The organism is Natrinema sp. CRL1, assembly GCF_059162405.1.
Genome location: NZ_JBLVOY010000001.1, coordinates 651101 through 667810, shown reverse-complemented (window position 1 = coordinate 667810; position 16710 = coordinate 651101). Strand labels below are relative to the sequence as shown.

Below are 16710 nucleotides of genomic sequence, written 5' to 3'. Positions count from 1 at the left end.
GAGATCGACAATCGGTATCACTGTCCCAACGTGATTTGGCGATACCACAAAGGCAGCGACCGTGGTACCCGGAGCCGGAACCGTTAGCACCCGTCGAATGGTAGCTTCCCACACCCAACGCTATGAGTAGCCAATCTCCGGACACCGATAGCGCAGACGCCACGCCAGCGACCGACCAGTGGACCAACATCTCGAGACACGTCGTCAACAGCTACGTCGAGGCCAACAACGCACTTCTCGCAGCGATGGGCCTTGGCTCCGCGGCGAGCGAGGCATCCACGGCCGAATCGGAGGGCGAAACGACGACCCCACCGGCGACAGCCGAAGTCGCGTTCGGCGACGAGACCTGGGTCATGGAGCGCTCGACCGACGACTACGACTCGCTCGGCGTCGGCGACTACGTCCGCTTCAGTAAGCCGATCGCGGACACCGACGTCACCGCGTTCGCGCAGGTCTCCGGCGACACCAACCGGCTCCACCTCGAGTCCGATTTCGCCGAAACAACCCAGTTCGGCGGCCGGATCGCCCACGGGACGCTCGTCGCCGGCACGATCAGCGCCGCGCTGGCCCGATTCCCCGGCGTTACGGTCTACCTCTCACAGGACCTCGAGTTCACGGGACCGGTCCGGATCGGCGAGACGGTCACCGCCGAGTGTGAAATCGTCGAGGACCTCGGCGGCGACCGCTACCGACTGCACACGATGGTCGTCAGCGAGGACGACGAGACGGTCATCGACGGAGAAGCCGTCGTCATCATCAACGAGCTACCCGATGAATAACGCGTAACACGGACGAGTAACGGGTGGCGAGTGACGAGTGCCATTCGACGGCGCTCCCTCTTCGAAATGAAGGGAATAGCACACGACACCGAGGTGACCGGCGGCTACTTCTCTCGCGGACACCACAAAGCTACTCCCCTTCCAGTGAGACAGTCACCACGATGGGAGATGATTCACACGCGGCTGGGGGGCCGCTCCGGGGGACTCACAGTCGGCGACGATTCCTTCGAATAGCTACCGGCGCGGTCACCGGGACCGCCGGGATCGCGGGCTGTCTCGGCCGGCAAACACGGTCGCGGATTCCCCGCGCAGAAACCGGACTCGAGCAGACGATCCCCGACGGCGTTGCTCAGTTCAGGCGATCGCTCGAGCGGTGGGGGTACTATCCCGACGCGACGGTTCCCGACGCGGTCGAACGGGACTGGCGACTCGACCGGCTCAACACGGGTTCGCACGGCGCCGCAAAGGCCAGTGCGGTTCCCCTTCCGGACGGCGGGCTCGTCTTCCCGGGCGATACGGGATACTTGACGGCTCTCGACGCCGACGGCACCGAGCGCTGGCGGACCGGGACGGACACCGACGGTCGGGGGATCCACGGGACACCCGTCGTCGCCGACGGCCGAGTATACGTCGGCGCGTACGACGGCGTCCTCTACGCGGTCGATGTCGCGACGGGTGACATCGACTGGCGACAGAACCTCGGCGACGCTATCGGCTCGAGTCCACTCTATCACGACGGGAAGATCATCATGGCGGTCGAATACTACGATCCCGAGGGAAGTACGTTCGTCGTCGACGCAGAGGATGGGTCGGTCATCTGGGAGGACCCCGACGGCCGGCCGACCGATCATCCCCACTCGACGCCGGCGATCGACCTCGAGTCCGGATATCTGGTCTGTGGATCCAACGACGGCACCCTGTACGGATGGACCTACCCGGACCTCGAGTTCGCCTGGTCGTTCGAGACCGCGCCTCGAGACGACAGTAACGGTGAGATCAAGGGGCCGATTGCGACCTACGACGGGGGTGCGTACTTCGGCTCGTGGGACCACTACGTCTACCGGGTCGATCTCACGGACGGTACCGAAGACTGGTCGTTCCACACGGAGAACCTGGTGATGTCCGGACCGGCGCTCGATCCCGAACTCGACACGGTCTTTATCGGAAGTCACGACGGTAACCTGTACGCGCTCGACGCCCAGTCGGGCGAGCGCCACTGGTCGTTCCAGACGGACCGAGCGATCACCGGCTGCCCGACTGTTTGCGACGAGCGGGTGGTCGTCGGCTCCAAGGATACCACCCTCTACGCGATCGAGAAACGCACCGGCGAACCGGTCTGGGACCTCGACCACGACGGCGTCGTCACAAGCACGCCGCGCGTAATCGACGGCGCCATCTACTACGCCGAACGCGCGCCGAATCCGCCCGAGGACGAGGAAGATCCGTCCGACGAGGAGATCGACACCGATGGCGGCGGCTACAAGCTCGTCGCCGAGTGAGCGGCGACTCGAGAGCCGCGCCGGCTACCGCGAGAGCAATGGTCGTGTTCGACAACGCAACCACGGTAGAGTGCCGATATCGTAGCTTGTCGCTGATCGAGCCGAAGACAGTCATCATCGTCGGTCTCTTCGCTGTCCGTGACTACCACCAGACCTATTACTACCACGCGCACAACCAGTGGCCGAACATGACCGATCGACCGCCATCCCCGTCGACGCCGACGGCCGGTCCCGCACTCGTCGACACCACCCTCGAGGACGCCATCGTCGCGACGACCCCGCAACTCGCCGACTCTATCGAGGACGCACTTGGCTGTCGTCTCAACGAGTCCGTTTTCGAGGATCTTCTGCTCGAGTTGGATCGCCGCGAGTACGTCGACTGGGTCACCGTTACGCAGGGCGGGGACTACGTCTGGGACCTCTCCGACTCGCCCGACCGCATCGGCGAGGCCATCGCCGATATCGTCGTGTCCCGCCTCGAGTCGTGGCTGGCAGGCGAGGACTGACCGTTCGCCTCACGGCAGAGAAGCCAGTGCTGGTAGCGACCGTCTTTCTCGAAAAGAACGTCCCGCGCTCGAGTCCCGCTCACGGGCCGAATCCCGACTGCGGCGTCTGGTGGTGGTTTCGAGACGGCAGTGAGACGACCGCCGTCGGCGACCCGACTGTCCGCCGCGACTCGAGCGGTGGCCGGTGTGTCAGTTGCCGGTTCGAGCCGTTTAGGGGTCGCACCCCTCCGCGATCAGCCCGGGTGGCACTTGACAGCCACAAGGCGAGGCGTAGCCCTCCGTCGGTCCGACGGCCGTCACACTGACGACCGGTCGGCCACAATCGGGACAGTCCGGGAACAGATCGCTGCTCGAGTCGGGACGGTCAGACACGGCGACCTCCAGATGTAGCTCGGGTGGGGACGGGTTGTGTGGCTCCTCGAGGCGCTACAATCGATCGTCGTGCGGGATGTTTATATCCCGGTAGAATGTACGGAATCATGGCTTCGAATCCCTCGTGTGGGATGGAAGCCACGTCTCGGGTGTCTTCAGCACCCGGGGCATTTGCGCACACGCCCCTCGTGAACTCGTAGAGAGTGGCTTCCGTTCTTATTGTTGACTCATAGTAACTTATATCTATTGCTACTGTAGTGAATTAGATCAGTGATGGGCAGTCAGCATATAACTCTCATCTCGGCGGCCACCATTCGAGTCCATCATTGTGTGTCTCGATGTACTCGTCTTTCACCCCGGTGAGCGACTCGATTTTCTCACCGTGTCGATCGATAAGAGAGCGCTCGAGATACGGACTTTCAGTGTCGAAATCAGGGTTAATCCAAACTCGACCGAGTTCGTCGAACGTCCAGAGACTGGCATCGAAGGCCGTGTGATGTGTCCAGTCGAGGATCAGTATATTCTCGAGATCCTGTGCGATCTCGAGATGTGTGGCTCGATCGAGTACATGAGACACCGTCAATAGCTCCTGTCGTTCGACGCCAGTAAGTGCGCAACGGTGGTCGAACTTATCGCACGCTGCTCTCAGCATAGAAGAAAAGCGTCGATATAGTGAAAGGGAGGCCAATAACTGCAACCGCCCCGGTCAAGCATGGATTTTCGCCGAGTAAATTTCGGATGGGCGCTACAGGATTTGAACCCGTGACAGCTTGGTCCGAAGCCAAGTACTCTGTCCAGACTGAGCTAAGCGCCCGCATCGCTTTGTTCCGGCCGGTTCCGTATAAGTCACTCGATTTTCACCGATTCCGACAGGGAACGACACACCCACGCAGTCACTCACCGCGGCGGTTCAATTCTCATCCGATGACAATCGCCGTCGGGGGTCTTTGTTATGTAGCCCCAACGCCTAGATACGCTATGACGGAAACTGAATCTCCTCTTTCCGACGAGACCCAGACCGGCGCGGCACCGCTCGAGTTGCTCTCGGACGACGAGCACGTCTGGACCGCCGTCCCTGCGGATGCAAGCGGCGACGAGCGGGTGAGCAAGTGGCTCGAGGTCGAGGACGACGTGCTCTGTGATCTCGAGGAGTGGCGCTGAGACGCCGGTCGTGATGTCGGCGGTGCGAGCGTGAGTCTCGGTTCCGTTTTCCACAGCTTCGAGGACCCCACTGACTCCGATGGCGGACCGTACCGTTTAACCAGCCCGCATGACCACTGCCGCGTATGACAGTCGTGGAGACGGGCCGCGGGTTGCTCGAGTTGACGCGGCCGGTGAACGTGATCGCGGCGAGCGTGCTGACGTTCATCGGCGCGTTCGTCGCAGGCGGGGTGGCAGAAGAGCCGGTTGCGGTCGCTGCGGCGGTCGGGGCCACGGCGCTGGCGGTCGGTGCGGGCAACGCGATTAACGACTACTTCGATCGGGAAATCGACCGGATCAATCAGCCCGAGCGGGCGATTCCACGCGGTGCGGTGAGTCCGCGCGGGGCGCTCGCCTTTAGCGTCGTGCTCTTTGCGGGTGCGGTCGCGGTCGCGCTCACGCTCCCTCGGTTGGCGATCGGAATCGCAGGGATCAATCTCCTCGCGCTGATCGCCTACACTGAATTTTTCAAGGGCTTGCCCGGACTGGGCAACGCGCTCGTCGCCTATCTCGTCGGGAGCACGTTCCTCTTCGGGGCCGCGGCGGTCGGCGAGATTGCCCCGGCGATCGTCCTCTTCGTGCTCTCGGCGATTGCAACGCTGACTCGAGAAATCATCAAAGACGTCGAGGACATCGAAGGGGATCGCGAGGAGGGACTGCACACGCTTCCGATCGCGATCGGGGAGCGCCGTGCGCTGACCCTTGCTGCTGTCCTCCTCGTCGCGGCCGTCGTCGCGAGCCCGGTTCCGTACCTTCGCGGGGATTTCGGGATCGCCTACCTGCTCGTCGTGGCCCCCGCCGACGCCGTCATGCTCGCCGCGGCCTACGAGAGTTACGAGGAGCCGACCGTCGGCCAATCGCGGCTCAAGTACGGCATGTTCCTCGCCGCGCTGGCGTTTATCGTCGGGCGTGCCGCCCTCGAGCTACCGGGGTCGATATAGCTGACAAGGGGCGACTCTCAACCGATCGACGGACTGCTAGGGGGCGACGTGAGCGGTGGGCTTTATAATCAAAAGTACTATAAGCTGCTTTGCGTATTTTCATACAACACGCCGGACTGGAGTGGGATGCGGTATCGGCAACGGTCGTTGCCACGGCGATGGATGTGAGTATCCGTATGTATGACCTTGCAGATGTCCTTCCGGACACCGAACTCGATCCGGGGACGAACGTACTCGTTGCAGGTCCGCCACTGACGGGGAAACGACGGATCGCCTTCGAGATCCTCGGGAGCGGTGCGAATCGCGGTGACGGTTCGATCGTCGTCACCACGAAAGACAGCGCCGACAAGGTTCTCGAGAACTTCCGCGATCACGTCAGAGAGGACGTCGAGCCGAATATCGGCGTCGTCGACTGCGTCACGAAACAGCGCGGTATCGGGACGATAGACGACGATCCGCGGATCAAGTACGCCTCGTCGCCCGTCGACATGACCGGGATCGGAATCAAGCTCTCGGAGTTCTTACAGGAGTTCTACGAGTCTCGCGGGCTCACGGAGAACCGCGTGCTCATGCACTCCGTCTCGACGCTCCTGATGTACTCCGATCTCCAGACCGTCTTCCGGTTCCTCCACGTCTTCACGGGCCGGATCCAGAGCGCCGACGCGCTGGGCGTCTACGTCATCGACTCGACGGCACACGACGACCAGACGATGAACACGCTCAAACAACTCTTCGACGCCGTCATCGAACTCGAGGAGGCGGCCGACGGCGAAGAACCCGAAATTCGCACGGCGGGTCTCTCAACGTAGCCGGTCCCGTTGCCGGTTATCCGCTCGCGCCGTGCGGTTCGCCTCTTGATCCGTGCTGTCCGACGCTACCGTACCCGACCCCGAGACGTTTACTCCTCGAGCCCCTATAGCCGCGTATGCCAGTCGACTCCGCGGACGAACTCGAAACGATACTGGAGTACGAGACGATCGCCGTCGTCGGCTGCTCGAGCACGCCCGGCAAGGCGGCCCACGACGTGCCGAAGTACCTGCTCGAGCACGGCTACGACGTGATTCCGGTCAATCCCTACGCGGACGAGATCTTCGGCCGCGAGGTCTACGACTCCCTCGCGGACGTCACGGCGGAGATCGACATCGTCTGTGTCTTCCGACCGAGCGACGAAGTCAGCGACATCGTCGACGCGGCCCTCGAACGCGACGACGTGAAAGTCGTCTGGACTCAGCAGGGAATCCGCGACGACGAGGCGGCGGCCCGCGCGGAGAGCGACGGCCGAACCGTCGTCCAGGACCGGTGTATGAAGGTCCAACACCGACGGCTCGCGGCGTAACGCGGCGCGGCGGTATGGCGGCCGTTCTCGCCCCAATTACGGAGCTGGAGCGGTCGCAGTTCGAAGCTCCGCCAGCGCGTCCTCGAGAGTCGTGTACATCAGGTCGTCGACGATGGACTCGAGGTGTCGCAGCCGGATCGCCGTCCGGACGACTGGTTCGTCGGGGAGGTCGGTCACGGTTGCGGCCACCGCAGCCGCATCGACGGGAGCCTGTCGCTGATACGCCGCGATACGTTCATCGACGTAGCGGCGCGTCGAACGCTCGTCACCGGTCAATCGCTCGCGGATCTCCTGGCGCTCGGCCGTCGGGACGGTTTCCGAAACCGGCACAGAACAGAGCGACTCGCAGTACCACGTCAGTGCCTGAGCAGCGGCCGCGAGCAGCGCCTCGTTCGATCGCTCGAGCGAGTCACCTAGATCGGCCGCGGCGGCGTCTATTTCGGCCCGTCGTTGGGCCACGAGATCCTCGAGCCGATCCGGAACGTCGGAGGCGAGGACGGCCTCGATCACGGCCTCGGTCGAGGCGTAGTCGTCCGGGTCGCCGTCGAAACAGACGAGCGGGAGCGTCGCGACGCCGTTCTCGATGTCCTCTGGCAGATCCGCGAGATCGTCGATGGTGGTCAGGACGAATAGGCCGTTCGTCGCGATCGTACGGAGGGACTCGAGTTGGGCCTCAGAATAGCGGCCGGTGGAAGCGACGACTCCCACTGCGAGGTCGCCCCAGACGCTCCCGCGTTCTTCGATGCGGGCGATCGCGTCGTCGACGGACGCCGTCGCGGCGTCGAACTCCTCCTCTGCGAGTTGGCCCGCGCCGATTTCGCGGACGGTCTCGAGGACTGGGCCCAGATCGATGTCGTTCGGGAGTTCGCTGACGGCCTCAACGACGTTCGCATAGACGAGGTCGCCGAGCGAGACGTGTTCGTTCAGGCGTCGCTTCCGGTCCGTGCCCCACGTATCGGCCTCGTCGATCGCGTCGTCGTGGAGCGCGCTCGTCACGAAGAGATCGGTCGGGATCGAGCCGAGCGTTTCGGCGAGGGCCTCGTCGTCGGTCTCGAGGACGGTAAAAAAGTACGTGAACGCGCCGAGTAGTCCGCCCTGATCGGCGTAGGCGTCGGCTTTCGTCCGAAGAGCGGGCGGCAGCTCGTCTTCGAAGACGCAAGTGTCCGACAACCGGCTCATATCCACCCCTTTCGAGGAAATTTAATGAGTCTACTGGTTACGCTCCCGCTCGGACTACGACGTCCACTCCTCGAACGAGCGGTAGATCCCCTTCGAGAGGTAGCGCTCGCTCGAGTCCGGGAAAATCGTTACGACCGTCTCGTGGGGGACATCGAGGTCGCCCTCGGCGATTTGGCGGGCCACTCGTTTCGCGGCCACGCTCGCGGCACCCGCACTCGAGGCGACCAGATGGCCCTCCTCGCGGGCGAGGCGTTTGAGTTCCGCGTGGGCATCGCGGTCCGAAATCGCGTCGACCGCGTCGACCAGTTCGGGCTCGAACAGTTCGTTGGTCGCGGTGTCGTGGGTGCCGATCCCCTCGGTCTTGTACTCGGCTTCCCGGCGGTCGTCACCGAGGAGTTCGCCGTAGACCGATCCCTCGGGTTCGACGGCGACGATGTGCGTGTCGGGATCCTGCTCGAGGGCGTAGCGGGCGAGTCCCATGAGCGTTCCCGCCGTTCCGCAACCGGCGACGACCGCACCGACCCGTCCGTCGAGCGCGTCGAAGATTTCGGGGGCGGTGGTCTCGTAGTGAGCTTCCGTGTTCAGCGGGTTCGAGAACTGCTGTGGCACGGCGGCGTCGTCGAATTCCGCAGCGAGTTCGTGAGCCCGGTCGATCGCGCGGTCCATGCCGTCCTCTGTGGGCGTGTTGATAACCGTTGCGCCAAGCGCTGCCATCAACTGCTGTTTCTCCACGCTGAACCGCTCCGGGACGACGAAGACGGCGTCCAAGCCCAGTTGCTCGGCCGCGATCGCCAGCCCGATCCCCGTGTTCCCCGCCGTCGGCTCGATGATCGTCCCGCCCTCCGAGACGTCGCCGCGCTCGAGCATCGCCTCGAGCATGTATCGGCCGATCCGATCCTTGATGCTTGCGCCAGGGTTGAACGTCTCGAGTTTCGCGTAGATCGGCACCGTCTCGGGGCCGTCGTGGAGCCGAACGAGCGGCGTTCGACCGATCGTCTCGAGAACGGAATCCACCGGCTCCTCGTGGGTCGTCATTGGTTCGGCAAAAGTTTCCCCCGCTGTTAGCTCTTGTCCCGATGAGGAATCGACCGCGAGCCTAACCGTGAGACCGACTACGAACGCAATCGGCTCGCGTTGTGACGTTATTCGGCCGTCGTCTCGCTGGCGGTCGCCTCGGACGCTCCGCCGTCGCCGGTTGTCGACTCGTCGGCGCTCTCGGCGTCGCCCTCGAGTTCGGCTTCGTCGATCGCCGCCTCCGCGAGGATTTCCTCGCCGTCGATCCCCTGCTCATCGGCGATCGCGAGTAACAATGCGCGCTGTTCGGTGAGTTGGTGGTCCATCCGTGTGACCGTCTCGTGTGTTTCGTCCATCTCCTCTTCCAGCCCGGTGATCCGCTGTTGGAGCTTCTGTACCTGCTTATACATCGCTTCGGCCCGATCCGAGAGGCTCTGAATCTTCTTTGCAGTGCTGCCGAGTCCCATACGAAACCGTTGTGTTGGGGAACTAATGGGCCTTTTCCTCCCCTCGCTCGAGCGACCTCATCGTGCATATGGATTCAGCGCCTCGACCTAGAGTAGCCACTGAAAGTCAGTGCATATCTGATCGCACGAGTGCGTCGCGATCAGTGTATAAATCGTTTCAGTGGCTACTATATTGTCCCGACTGTTCGGCGACACCAGCCGTAGCGACTCCGGATTGTCCGACGTGGACGACCACCGTCCGTGATCGCCACACCAATCGTTTCCCCGTACAGTCGGGCGATTCCGGAGGCGAAAGGCCCTTAAGTATCAGCCGCCTATGATGGGATGGACTAGGTCGGGCAGTTTGGCCCTGCTCGTCACCCGCGCTATGGTCATTAGCGGGGACCGAACACCGCAGGCGTCCGGTCAGACCGGCCGGGGCCTCGGGAGCCAACAGAGAAGCCTCGTCCGTCGGGGACAGCGGTCCGTGATGGCCGTCCGCAGGGACGACCCATCACGGTTAGTCGGCGACAGCCCATCAGGCGCGGAAGCGAGCAGTGGACCGCCGGACACCTGTCGCTCGACGGGTCGCGGGGTGGAGAAGGCAACCGAGATTCCCCCGGTCGGAACGCCGGGCAATCGCGGTCGTCCGCATTCATACGAAATTTTACGTGCACTCAGCGACGGCAGCTGTTGCTGCCGCACGCCGTCGCGTCGCTCGGTAAAATCTTCAAAAGAGCGCTTTGCGCTCTTTTGGACAGCGAGGGACCGGAGGTCCCTCGCAGTTCGGAAGAGCTTGCTCTTCCGTAGGGTCCGACGGCTCTCACTGTCGTTCGAGCCGTCCTCCCGGCCGAGGAGACCGACGAGTCTCTATCCCGAACAAGAGAGCAGCACGAAACGAAACTCGAGATCGAGCCTCGCGTTATTCGGCCGGTTGTACGACGCTCTGCCCGTCGCCGCTCTCGAGGGTGAGACCGCCCTCGAGCGTGCGGACCGGGTAGGGGATGTCGATCCCTTCGTCGTCGAATCGACCCTTGACCGCGGTGACGTACTCCCCGCGTGTTCGGACGAAATCGGCTCGAGACGGGTTCGCGATCCAGAAGCGGGACTGGAGACCGACATCGGAGTTGCCCAGTTCGGTCAGTCGCACGGAGGGGGCGGGGTCGTCCATGATGTCGGGGTGGCGCTCGGCTTCGTCGACGATGATTTCGGTCGCCCGCTCGATGTCGTCGTCGTAACCGATCCCGAAGACGAACTTCAGTCGAAGCTTGTCGGCGTCGACGGGGTTCTTGAGTACGCCGTCGGTCAGCGCCGAGTTGGGCACCGTCAGCAGTTCGTTATCGAACGTTCGCACGCGCGTCACGCGAAGGCTGATGTCCTCGACGACGCCGGAGTAATCGCCGTTGTCCCATTCGATCCAGTCGCCGATACGGAACGGTTTGTCGGTGTAGATGAAGACTCCTGCTACGAAGTTCGAAATCACGTCCTGCATCGCGAGACCGATCGCGAGTGCGCCGGCCGCCGCGATGCCGGCCATCGAGACGAGGAAGTTACCGAAGCCAGCGAAGCCGAACGCGACCGCGACCGCGAGGAACGCGACCCCGAATTTCGTGAGCATCAAGAGCGGGTTCTGGGCGTGTTCGTCGAGGCCACGCCTGTCGAACGCGCGCTCGACGAGCGGAAGAATGACGAAGCGGCCGACGAACCAGATCACGACGAAGGCGAGAACGAATCGGATCGCACCCTCCGCGCTCGCGGCGAGCGACGATCCGAAGAGGTTCGTGCTCTCGAGTGCCTCTCCGATCGGTCCCAGGTCCCCGCTCTGTAGCGGCGTCGAACGAGGGGTACCCCTCATCGATGCAGCACCGCCGTGTGCCCACGCGTATCGATCAACTCCGCGCTGACGCGATCAGCGAGATCGGCCGCTTTTTCCTCGGTCGAACTGCCCGCGCGGGCAGCACGCAGGAATTTGACTTTCACGAGGTCCCGGTCGGAGAGTTGATCGTCGAGTTCGTCGACGACCGCGTCGACACCGCTCTTGCCGACCCAGACGGTAACATCGAGATCGTGTGCTCGCTGCTTGAGGTCCTGTTTATCCATGGCCTGATTAACGAATCGAGGCGCTTCAATCTTCTCGATTCGGTAGCGGTCGGTCGCAACTGACTCACGCCGCCGCTGAGAGGAATCGGCGTCAGTCGTCGTATGGATATCTGGCGTGTGCGCCGCAATCGCAGGTGATCACGACGTGGCCGTCCCGTAATCTGACGCGCGCGTTCGTTCCCGGCCGGAGATACGCATCGCACCGATCGCACGTAAATCGTCGAAACTCCCGCGGAAGCGTCAATCGGTTTCGCTCTGCGACCCGTCGCGCGAGACGGACGTAGTAGCGAGCACGGTCGTCGTTACCGTCCGCTGCCGCCGCTCGAGCGAGGTCCTGGAGACGGTCGATCCGCTCGGCGGCGACATCCATACCCCGACTTTCGTCGGTCGACCTATTGATGTTGCGCTCCGGCGAGGCGAAATCGTCATCGGCCCCTGCAGGGATTGTTAGCTAACATCACACCAGTAGACAGTTGAGGCGAATGTGCTACCGAGTGAAAAGATTCTTTATCGTACCCCGTATTGGGTTGTAGTACGCAATATTGTTATATATTAAATAAGATGAGGTGTTACACAACGACATGAATTGGACCCCCACGCCGCCCGACGACGGCGTTAGCAGACGTTCCTTCCTCGCCGCCGGAGCGACCGGTGCCGCGATTACGACGAGCGGCTGCATCGATCGAGTTCGCAGCGTCGTCGATCAGAACGGAGACGATCAACTCTCGCTGTCCATCACCACGGTTCCCGCCGACTCGGACAGACAGAACATCCGAATCGCTCGTCGACTCGAGGCAAACCTCAAGAAGGTCGGCATCGACGTCTCGTTGGATATGCGGTCGCAGTCGGAGTTGCTGAAGTCAGTGTTGCTCGAACACGACTTCGATATCTACGTCGGCCTCCACCCCGCCAGCTACGACCCGGATTTCCTCTACGAGGCACTATACTCACGGTACGCCGACGAATCCGGCTGGCAGAACCCCTTCGGCTTCAGCGCTATCTACTTCGACACCCTCCTCGAAAACCAGCGCCACGCCGACGGCAATGAACGAAAGCGACACGTCCAGTCGCTGCTGACTGGATTGGCACAGGAAAAGCCCTTCGAGCCGATCTGTCTCCCCGACGAGGTCCGCGTCGCCAGCACCGACCGATTCGAGGGCTGGACCGATCGACAGGACCTGTTCGCGTCCCGACACGGCTATCTGGGACTCGAGCCGACCGACGAGACCGACCAGTTACACGCGCTCGTGACCGACGGCCGCGTGACGCGGAACCTCAACCCGCTCTCGGCGACGTTCCGCGAACGCGATACGATCATCGACCTGCTCTATGACTCGCTGCTGACCGAACACGACGGCAGCCTCCATCCGTGGCTCGCCGAATCGGTGGCGTTTGCCGACGCGTCGGCGGATTCTGGCGACGACGGCGACAACGATGCTGAGGACGACCCGTCGCTGACTGCGACGGTGACGCTCCGGGAGGATTGTCGGTTCCACGACGGCGAGCCGGTGACCGCCGAGGACGTCGCGTTTACGTATCGGTTCATCACGGATACGTCGTGGACGCTGGCCCAGATGCCGTCGCCGGCACCGCGGTACCGGAGCCAGGCCGATCTGATCGACGGGATCTCCGTCGGCGACGACGAGTATCAGCTGACGATGACCGTTACAGGCGGTCGAGCGGCCGCCGAACGGGCACTTACTGTTCCGATCCTCCCGAAACACGTCTGGAGCGATCGGGTCAACCGACACGCCGACGGCGAGACGTTCACGCCGAAGCAGGGTCAGTGGAGTGCCGTAACGACAGCTAATATCCCGCCTGTCGGCAGCGGTCCGTTCGAGTTCGACAGTCGAAGCGAAGACGAACACCTCACGCTGCGGCGGTTCGACGAACACTTTACGCTCCGAGAGGACGTTACCCTCGCCGACCCGATCGCCGAGCTATCCGAGCCGACCGTCGCGGAACTCCTGTTCGAGGTCGACCCCGGCAGTCCGTCCGCTATCGGCCGCGTCGCCGACGGGAGCGCCGACCTGACGGCGTCGATGCTCGATGCCTATTCGCTCGGCGCAATCCCCGACTCCTCGAGCGTCGAACGGTTGGAAACGCAATCGCAGATGTTCTATCACATCGGCTTTAATGTCCGGAACGAACCCTTTAGCAACCCTCACTTCCGCAGAGCGATCACTCAGTTACTCGATAAGGAGGAGATCGTCGAGGAGGTGTTCGGCGGGAACGCAACGCCCGTTGCGACGCCGGTGACCGGCGAGTGGGTCCCGGACGCCCTCGAGTGGAATGGGGAAGATCCAGTAACGCCGTTTACCGGGTCTGACGGTGTTCTAAACACCGAAATAGCGAAACTGGCGTTCGAGCGAGCCGGGTTCCGACACGATGATAACGGGCGACTGCTTGGGGGCAACTAGGAGCGATGCTCGCCGAGGTGCTGACACAGCTCGTTATCGTCATCAGTATTCTACTGCCGATCGCGATAGCCGTCTTTATCGGCCGTAAGCGCCTCGCACGGACGCGTGCGGAGTGGCGAACGCGACTCAGGGATGTCGCACCGGCCATCGGCGCTTTGCTGGTCGTGTTGCTGATCAATCGGCTCGCCAGACAGCGAGCGCCGCGGCTCTCCCGGGAGATCGGGCTCCACCTCACCTCGGAGATGTATAATATCGAGGGTGAGTTTATCCTGCTCTTCCAGTCGATCGCAACTCCCGAGACGACGGCGTATTTCTCGCTGATCTACATCTACGGGTATACGTTTCTATTACTCTTCCCACCGATAGCGTACTTTACCCTGTCGGAGACGCGGACGTTCCGCCGGCTACTGACGGCGTACGCGCTCAATTATGTGATCGGACTGATCCTGTACATCTTCGTTATCGCGTACGGCCCTCGAAACCTGATGCCGGCCGAAGTCGCAGAAACGATGCTGTTCGACACGAACCCACAGTATCGGTATCTCACTCGAGAAGTCAACAGCAACACGAACGTGTTCCCGTCGCTTCACACCTCGCTCTCGGCGACCGTCGCGACGTTTGCGGCGATGACTCGCTCGACGTTTCCGAAGTGGTTCCCCGTCGCGGTCGTGTTGGCGGCAAGCGTCGCGATCTCGACGATGTTCCTCGGGATTCACTGGGGGATCGACGTGGTCGGCGGGCTGTTGCTTGCAGCCCTCTGTGTCGTCCTCTCGGATCGACTCGTGGGCCGGTGGTCGATCTCCGAGGAACTCGGCGATCGATACCCGCAGATCGAAGACCGACTCCCGTGGCTAGATCGAGACGAGTAACCGCCTGTCAAGTCGTTTGCGACGCTTATAGCGTCGTATTTCCGCCATACAAACCGCTTCAGTACGGTGATCTACCGAGCACCGGGGAGAGCACAATACTGTTATATCGTGGCTCTTCAACTATGAGAAACGAACGAAATGAACGGGAGATCGGCCGCTCCGAACCGAGACAGCCGCGGCGGTGACAGCCGGACCCGCAGTCGTCGAGCGATGCTAGCAGCGACGGGTGGGCTGGCGGTTTCGGCCAGTGGCTGTCTCCGGCTCCGGGACATCGTCGTTCCGGACAACATCGACCAGCTCTCCGTTTCGATTACCACGATTCCGGCGGACGCGAACAGACAGAACATCCAGATCGCTCGTCGTCTCGAGAAGGCCCTCAAGGCCGTCGGCATCGACGTCTCTCTCGATGTTCGATCCGAAATCGACTTTCGTCGAACGGTACTGTACGACCACGAGTTCGATATCTGCATCGGCCGACATCCAGGCGGGACCGATCCCGATTTCCTCTACGAGGCGTTGTACTCGCGGTATGCTGACGAATCAGGGTGGCAAAACCCCTTCGGCTTTACCAACTTGGATATCGACGAACTCCTCGAGGAACAACGTAACACCGAGGGCGAAGCGCGCCGGGAGGCCGTCACGGCTGTACTCGAGGAGGTCGCGACCCAGCAGCCGTTCGTTCCGATCTGTCTCCCCGAGGAACACCGGGTCGCCAGGACCGATCGGTTCGACGGCTGGAACGAGGGACATCCCGCGACGCGTCACGGCTACCTCGGCCTCGAGGCGTCCGCAGGTGTCGATACGCTCCGGGTCGGCCACACCGACGCCAGACCGACAGAGAACCTCAATCCGATCGCGCCCGACTACCGTCACAACGGGCTGATTACGGATCTGCTGTACGACTCGTTGGCGTCCCAAAACGGGACCGGTGAGATCCAGCCGTGGCTCGCAGAATCCTACGACTGGACCGGCGATGCGTTCGATATTCGGCTCCGCGAAGGATGCGAGTTTCACGACGGCGAACCGGTAACCGCCGAAGACGTCGTCTTCACGTATCAGTTCCTGCAGGATACCTCGATGGGCGGTCGCGACACGGCATCGCCGACGCCTCGGTATCGGGGACGCGTCGACGCCGTCGATGTCGACTCGATCTCGATCCGTAATGACGACCACCGCATCGAACTCCCGATCGAAACGACGGAAGCGGTGGGCGAACGCGCACTCTGTGTCCCGATACTCCCCGCCCACATCTGGCGCGAGTACTCGACCGAGACCGCGGGACCGGGCGGCCCCAGCGTCGCGCAGGGAACCACGGAGGGGATCGTGACGAACAATATCCCGCCGATCGGTAGCGGCCCATTCCAGTTCGAAAGCCGAACCGAAGGCGACCAACTACTCCTCGAGCGCTTCGAGAGCCATTTCACGCGCCGACCCGGCGTCGATCTCCCGTCACCGACGGTCAGCGAGTGTCGGGTCGTTGTCCATCCGAGCAGCACGACGGTCGCGGAGGTCGTCCAGAACGATGGGGCAGACATAACGAGTCTTCCCCTCGACGCGCACGCGATCGACGGGGTCGAGAAATCCGGCGACGTGGCGGGACTCGAGTCGCCGTCATGGTCGTTTTGCTTCCTCGGATTTAACACGCGCAAGGCACCGTTTAGCAACCCGCTGTTCCGGCAGATCGTCGCCCGACTCGTCGACAAGGAGTGGCTGTGCAACGAGGTCTTCCACGGTCACGCCCGCCCCATCGCAACCCCGGTAACCGACGACTGGGTCCCCGAGGGCCTCGAGTGGGACGGCCGCGATCCCAAAATGCCGTTCCTTGGTACCGAGGGTGAGGTCAACGTCGAAGCAGTGAAAACAGCGTTCGAAGACGCCGGATTCCGATACGACGACCAAGGCCGGCTGCGAACCAGACAGTGAGCGGCCGTCGGAGATTGCCGAGAGTGTGAGTTGCGAGTAGTCGGCGCAAACGTCCCTCTATTCCGAGTTGGATATTGCTGTCGCTCTATAGTAGCCACTGAAAGTCATTGAACACCTGATCGCACG

General features: G+C 62.6%; 18 protein-coding genes, 1 tRNA gene and 1 other RNA gene. 11 read left to right on the top strand and 9 right to left on the bottom strand.

The window, feature by feature from the left end:
• Positions 1-122 precede the first annotated feature (122 nt).
• The 3 genes from ACJYUO_RS03560 (at position 123) to ACJYUO_RS03550 (ending at position 2784) form a co-directional block, all read left to right on the top strand.
• Entirely contained in the window at positions 123-779 is a 657-nt protein-coding gene (locus tag ACJYUO_RS03560; RefSeq protein ID WP_494344023.1) for a MaoC family dehydratase, read from the top strand.
• Between the two features lie 161 nt (positions 780-940).
• Positions 941-2278: an outer membrane protein assembly factor BamB family protein gene (locus ACJYUO_RS03555; RefSeq protein WP_494344022.1), complete on the top strand. Its 1338-nt coding sequence runs from the start codon at positions 941-943 to the stop codon at positions 2276-2278.
• A gap of 188 nt (positions 2279-2466) precedes the next feature.
• A complete protein-coding gene (locus tag ACJYUO_RS03550) occupies positions 2467-2784 on the top strand; it encodes a hypothetical protein (protein ID WP_494344428.1) in 318 nt (105 codons plus the stop codon).
• Between the two features lie 210 nt (positions 2785-2994).
• On the opposite strand, the gene ACJYUO_RS03545 is transcribed toward ACJYUO_RS03550, so the two are convergent.
• The 3 genes from ACJYUO_RS03545 to ACJYUO_RS03535 form a co-directional block, all read right to left on the bottom strand.
• Positions 2995-3156 (bottom strand): hypothetical protein, encoded by a 162-nt coding sequence (locus ACJYUO_RS03545; protein WP_494344021.1) that lies wholly within the window; start codon positions 3154-3156, stop codon positions 2995-2997.
• Between the two features lie 295 nt (positions 3157-3451).
• Positions 3452-3808: an HNH endonuclease gene (locus ACJYUO_RS03540; protein ID WP_494344427.1), complete on the bottom strand. Its 357-nt coding sequence runs from the start codon at positions 3806-3808 to the stop codon at positions 3452-3454.
• Positions 3809-3895: 87 nt separating this feature from the next.
• Positions 3896-3970: transfer RNA gene (locus ACJYUO_RS03535), tRNA-Arg, on the bottom strand.
• A 164-nt stretch (positions 3971-4134) separates the two neighbouring features.
• On the opposite strand from ACJYUO_RS03535, the gene ACJYUO_RS03530 reads away from it, so the two are divergent.
• From ACJYUO_RS03530 to ACJYUO_RS03515, 4 genes are all read left to right on the top strand, one after another.
• The gene (locus ACJYUO_RS03530; RefSeq protein WP_494344020.1) at positions 4135-4317 is read left to right on the top strand and encodes a DUF7511 domain-containing protein; all 183 of its coding nucleotides are present in this window, start codon (positions 4135-4137) and stop codon (positions 4315-4317) included.
• A gap of 125 nt (positions 4318-4442) precedes the next feature.
• Positions 4443-5297, top strand: coding sequence for a geranylgeranylglycerol-phosphate geranylgeranyltransferase (locus tag ACJYUO_RS03525; protein ID WP_494344019.1), 855 nt, complete (start codon positions 4443-4445; stop codon positions 5295-5297).
• Positions 5298-5473: 176 nt separating this feature from the next.
• A complete protein-coding gene (locus tag ACJYUO_RS03520) occupies positions 5474-6106 on the top strand; it encodes an RAD55 family ATPase (protein ID WP_494344018.1) in 633 nt (210 codons plus the stop codon).
• Positions 6107-6222: 116 nt separating this feature from the next.
• Complete coding sequence (locus tag ACJYUO_RS03515; protein ID WP_494344017.1) at positions 6223-6633, top strand: CoA-binding protein; 411 nt, start codon at positions 6223-6225, stop codon at positions 6631-6633.
• 36 nt (positions 6634-6669) lie between these two features.
• Here the strand turns inward: ACJYUO_RS03515 and ACJYUO_RS03510 are convergent, their stop codons facing one another.
• The 3 genes from ACJYUO_RS03510 to ACJYUO_RS03500 form a co-directional block, all read right to left on the bottom strand.
• A complete protein-coding gene (locus ACJYUO_RS03510) occupies positions 6670-7812 on the bottom strand; it encodes a polyprenyl synthetase family protein (RefSeq protein WP_494344016.1) in 1143 nt (380 codons plus the stop codon).
• Positions 7813-7866: 54 nt separating this feature from the next.
• Complete coding sequence (locus tag ACJYUO_RS03505) at positions 7867-8847, bottom strand: PLP-dependent cysteine synthase family protein (protein WP_494344015.1); 981 nt, start codon at positions 8845-8847, stop codon at positions 7867-7869.
• 107 nt (positions 8848-8954) lie between these two features.
• Positions 8955-9293: a DUF5798 family protein gene (locus ACJYUO_RS03500; RefSeq protein ID WP_494344014.1), complete on the bottom strand. Its 339-nt coding sequence runs from the start codon at positions 9291-9293 to the stop codon at positions 8955-8957.
• Between the two features lie 322 nt (positions 9294-9615).
• Here ACJYUO_RS03500 and ffs point away from each other — a divergent pair.
• Positions 9616-9927, top strand: an RNA gene (gene ffs / locus ACJYUO_RS03495) — signal recognition particle sRNA.
• A 267-nt stretch (positions 9928-10194) separates the two neighbouring features.
• Here ffs and ACJYUO_RS03490 read toward each other — a convergent pair.
• The 3 genes from ACJYUO_RS03490 to ACJYUO_RS03480 form a co-directional block, all read right to left on the bottom strand.
• Positions 10195-11127: a mechanosensitive ion channel family protein gene (locus ACJYUO_RS03490; protein WP_494344013.1), complete on the bottom strand. Its 933-nt coding sequence runs from the start codon at positions 11125-11127 to the stop codon at positions 10195-10197.
• Complete coding sequence (locus tag ACJYUO_RS03485) at positions 11124-11372, bottom strand: YhbY family RNA-binding protein (RefSeq protein WP_494344012.1); 249 nt, start codon at positions 11370-11372, stop codon at positions 11124-11126. The genes ACJYUO_RS03490 and ACJYUO_RS03485 overlap by 4 nt, the downstream gene beginning before the upstream one ends.
• Before the next feature lie 91 nt (positions 11373-11463).
• Positions 11464-11742, bottom strand: coding sequence for a ribonuclease P protein component 4 (locus ACJYUO_RS03480; protein WP_494344011.1), 279 nt, complete (start codon positions 11740-11742; stop codon positions 11464-11466).
• 211 nt (positions 11743-11953) lie between these two features.
• Here ACJYUO_RS03480 and ACJYUO_RS03475 point away from each other — a divergent pair, with 211 nt between their 5' ends.
• The 3 genes from ACJYUO_RS03475 to ACJYUO_RS03465 all read left to right on the top strand — a co-directional run bounded on the left by ACJYUO_RS03475 (position 11954) and on the right by ACJYUO_RS03465 (position 16584).
• A complete protein-coding gene (locus ACJYUO_RS03475) occupies positions 11954-13792 on the top strand; it encodes an ABC transporter substrate-binding protein (RefSeq protein ID WP_494344010.1) in 1839 nt (612 codons plus the stop codon).
• A gap of 5 nt (positions 13793-13797) precedes the next feature.
• The gene (locus ACJYUO_RS03470; RefSeq protein WP_494344009.1) at positions 13798-14661 is read left to right on the top strand and encodes a phosphatase PAP2 family protein; all 864 of its coding nucleotides are present in this window, start codon (positions 13798-13800) and stop codon (positions 14659-14661) included.
• A 210-nt stretch (positions 14662-14871) separates the two neighbouring features.
• Complete coding sequence (locus tag ACJYUO_RS03465) at positions 14872-16584, top strand: ABC transporter substrate-binding protein (protein ID WP_494344008.1); 1713 nt, start codon at positions 14872-14874, stop codon at positions 16582-16584.
• Positions 16585-16710 lie beyond the last annotated feature (126 nt).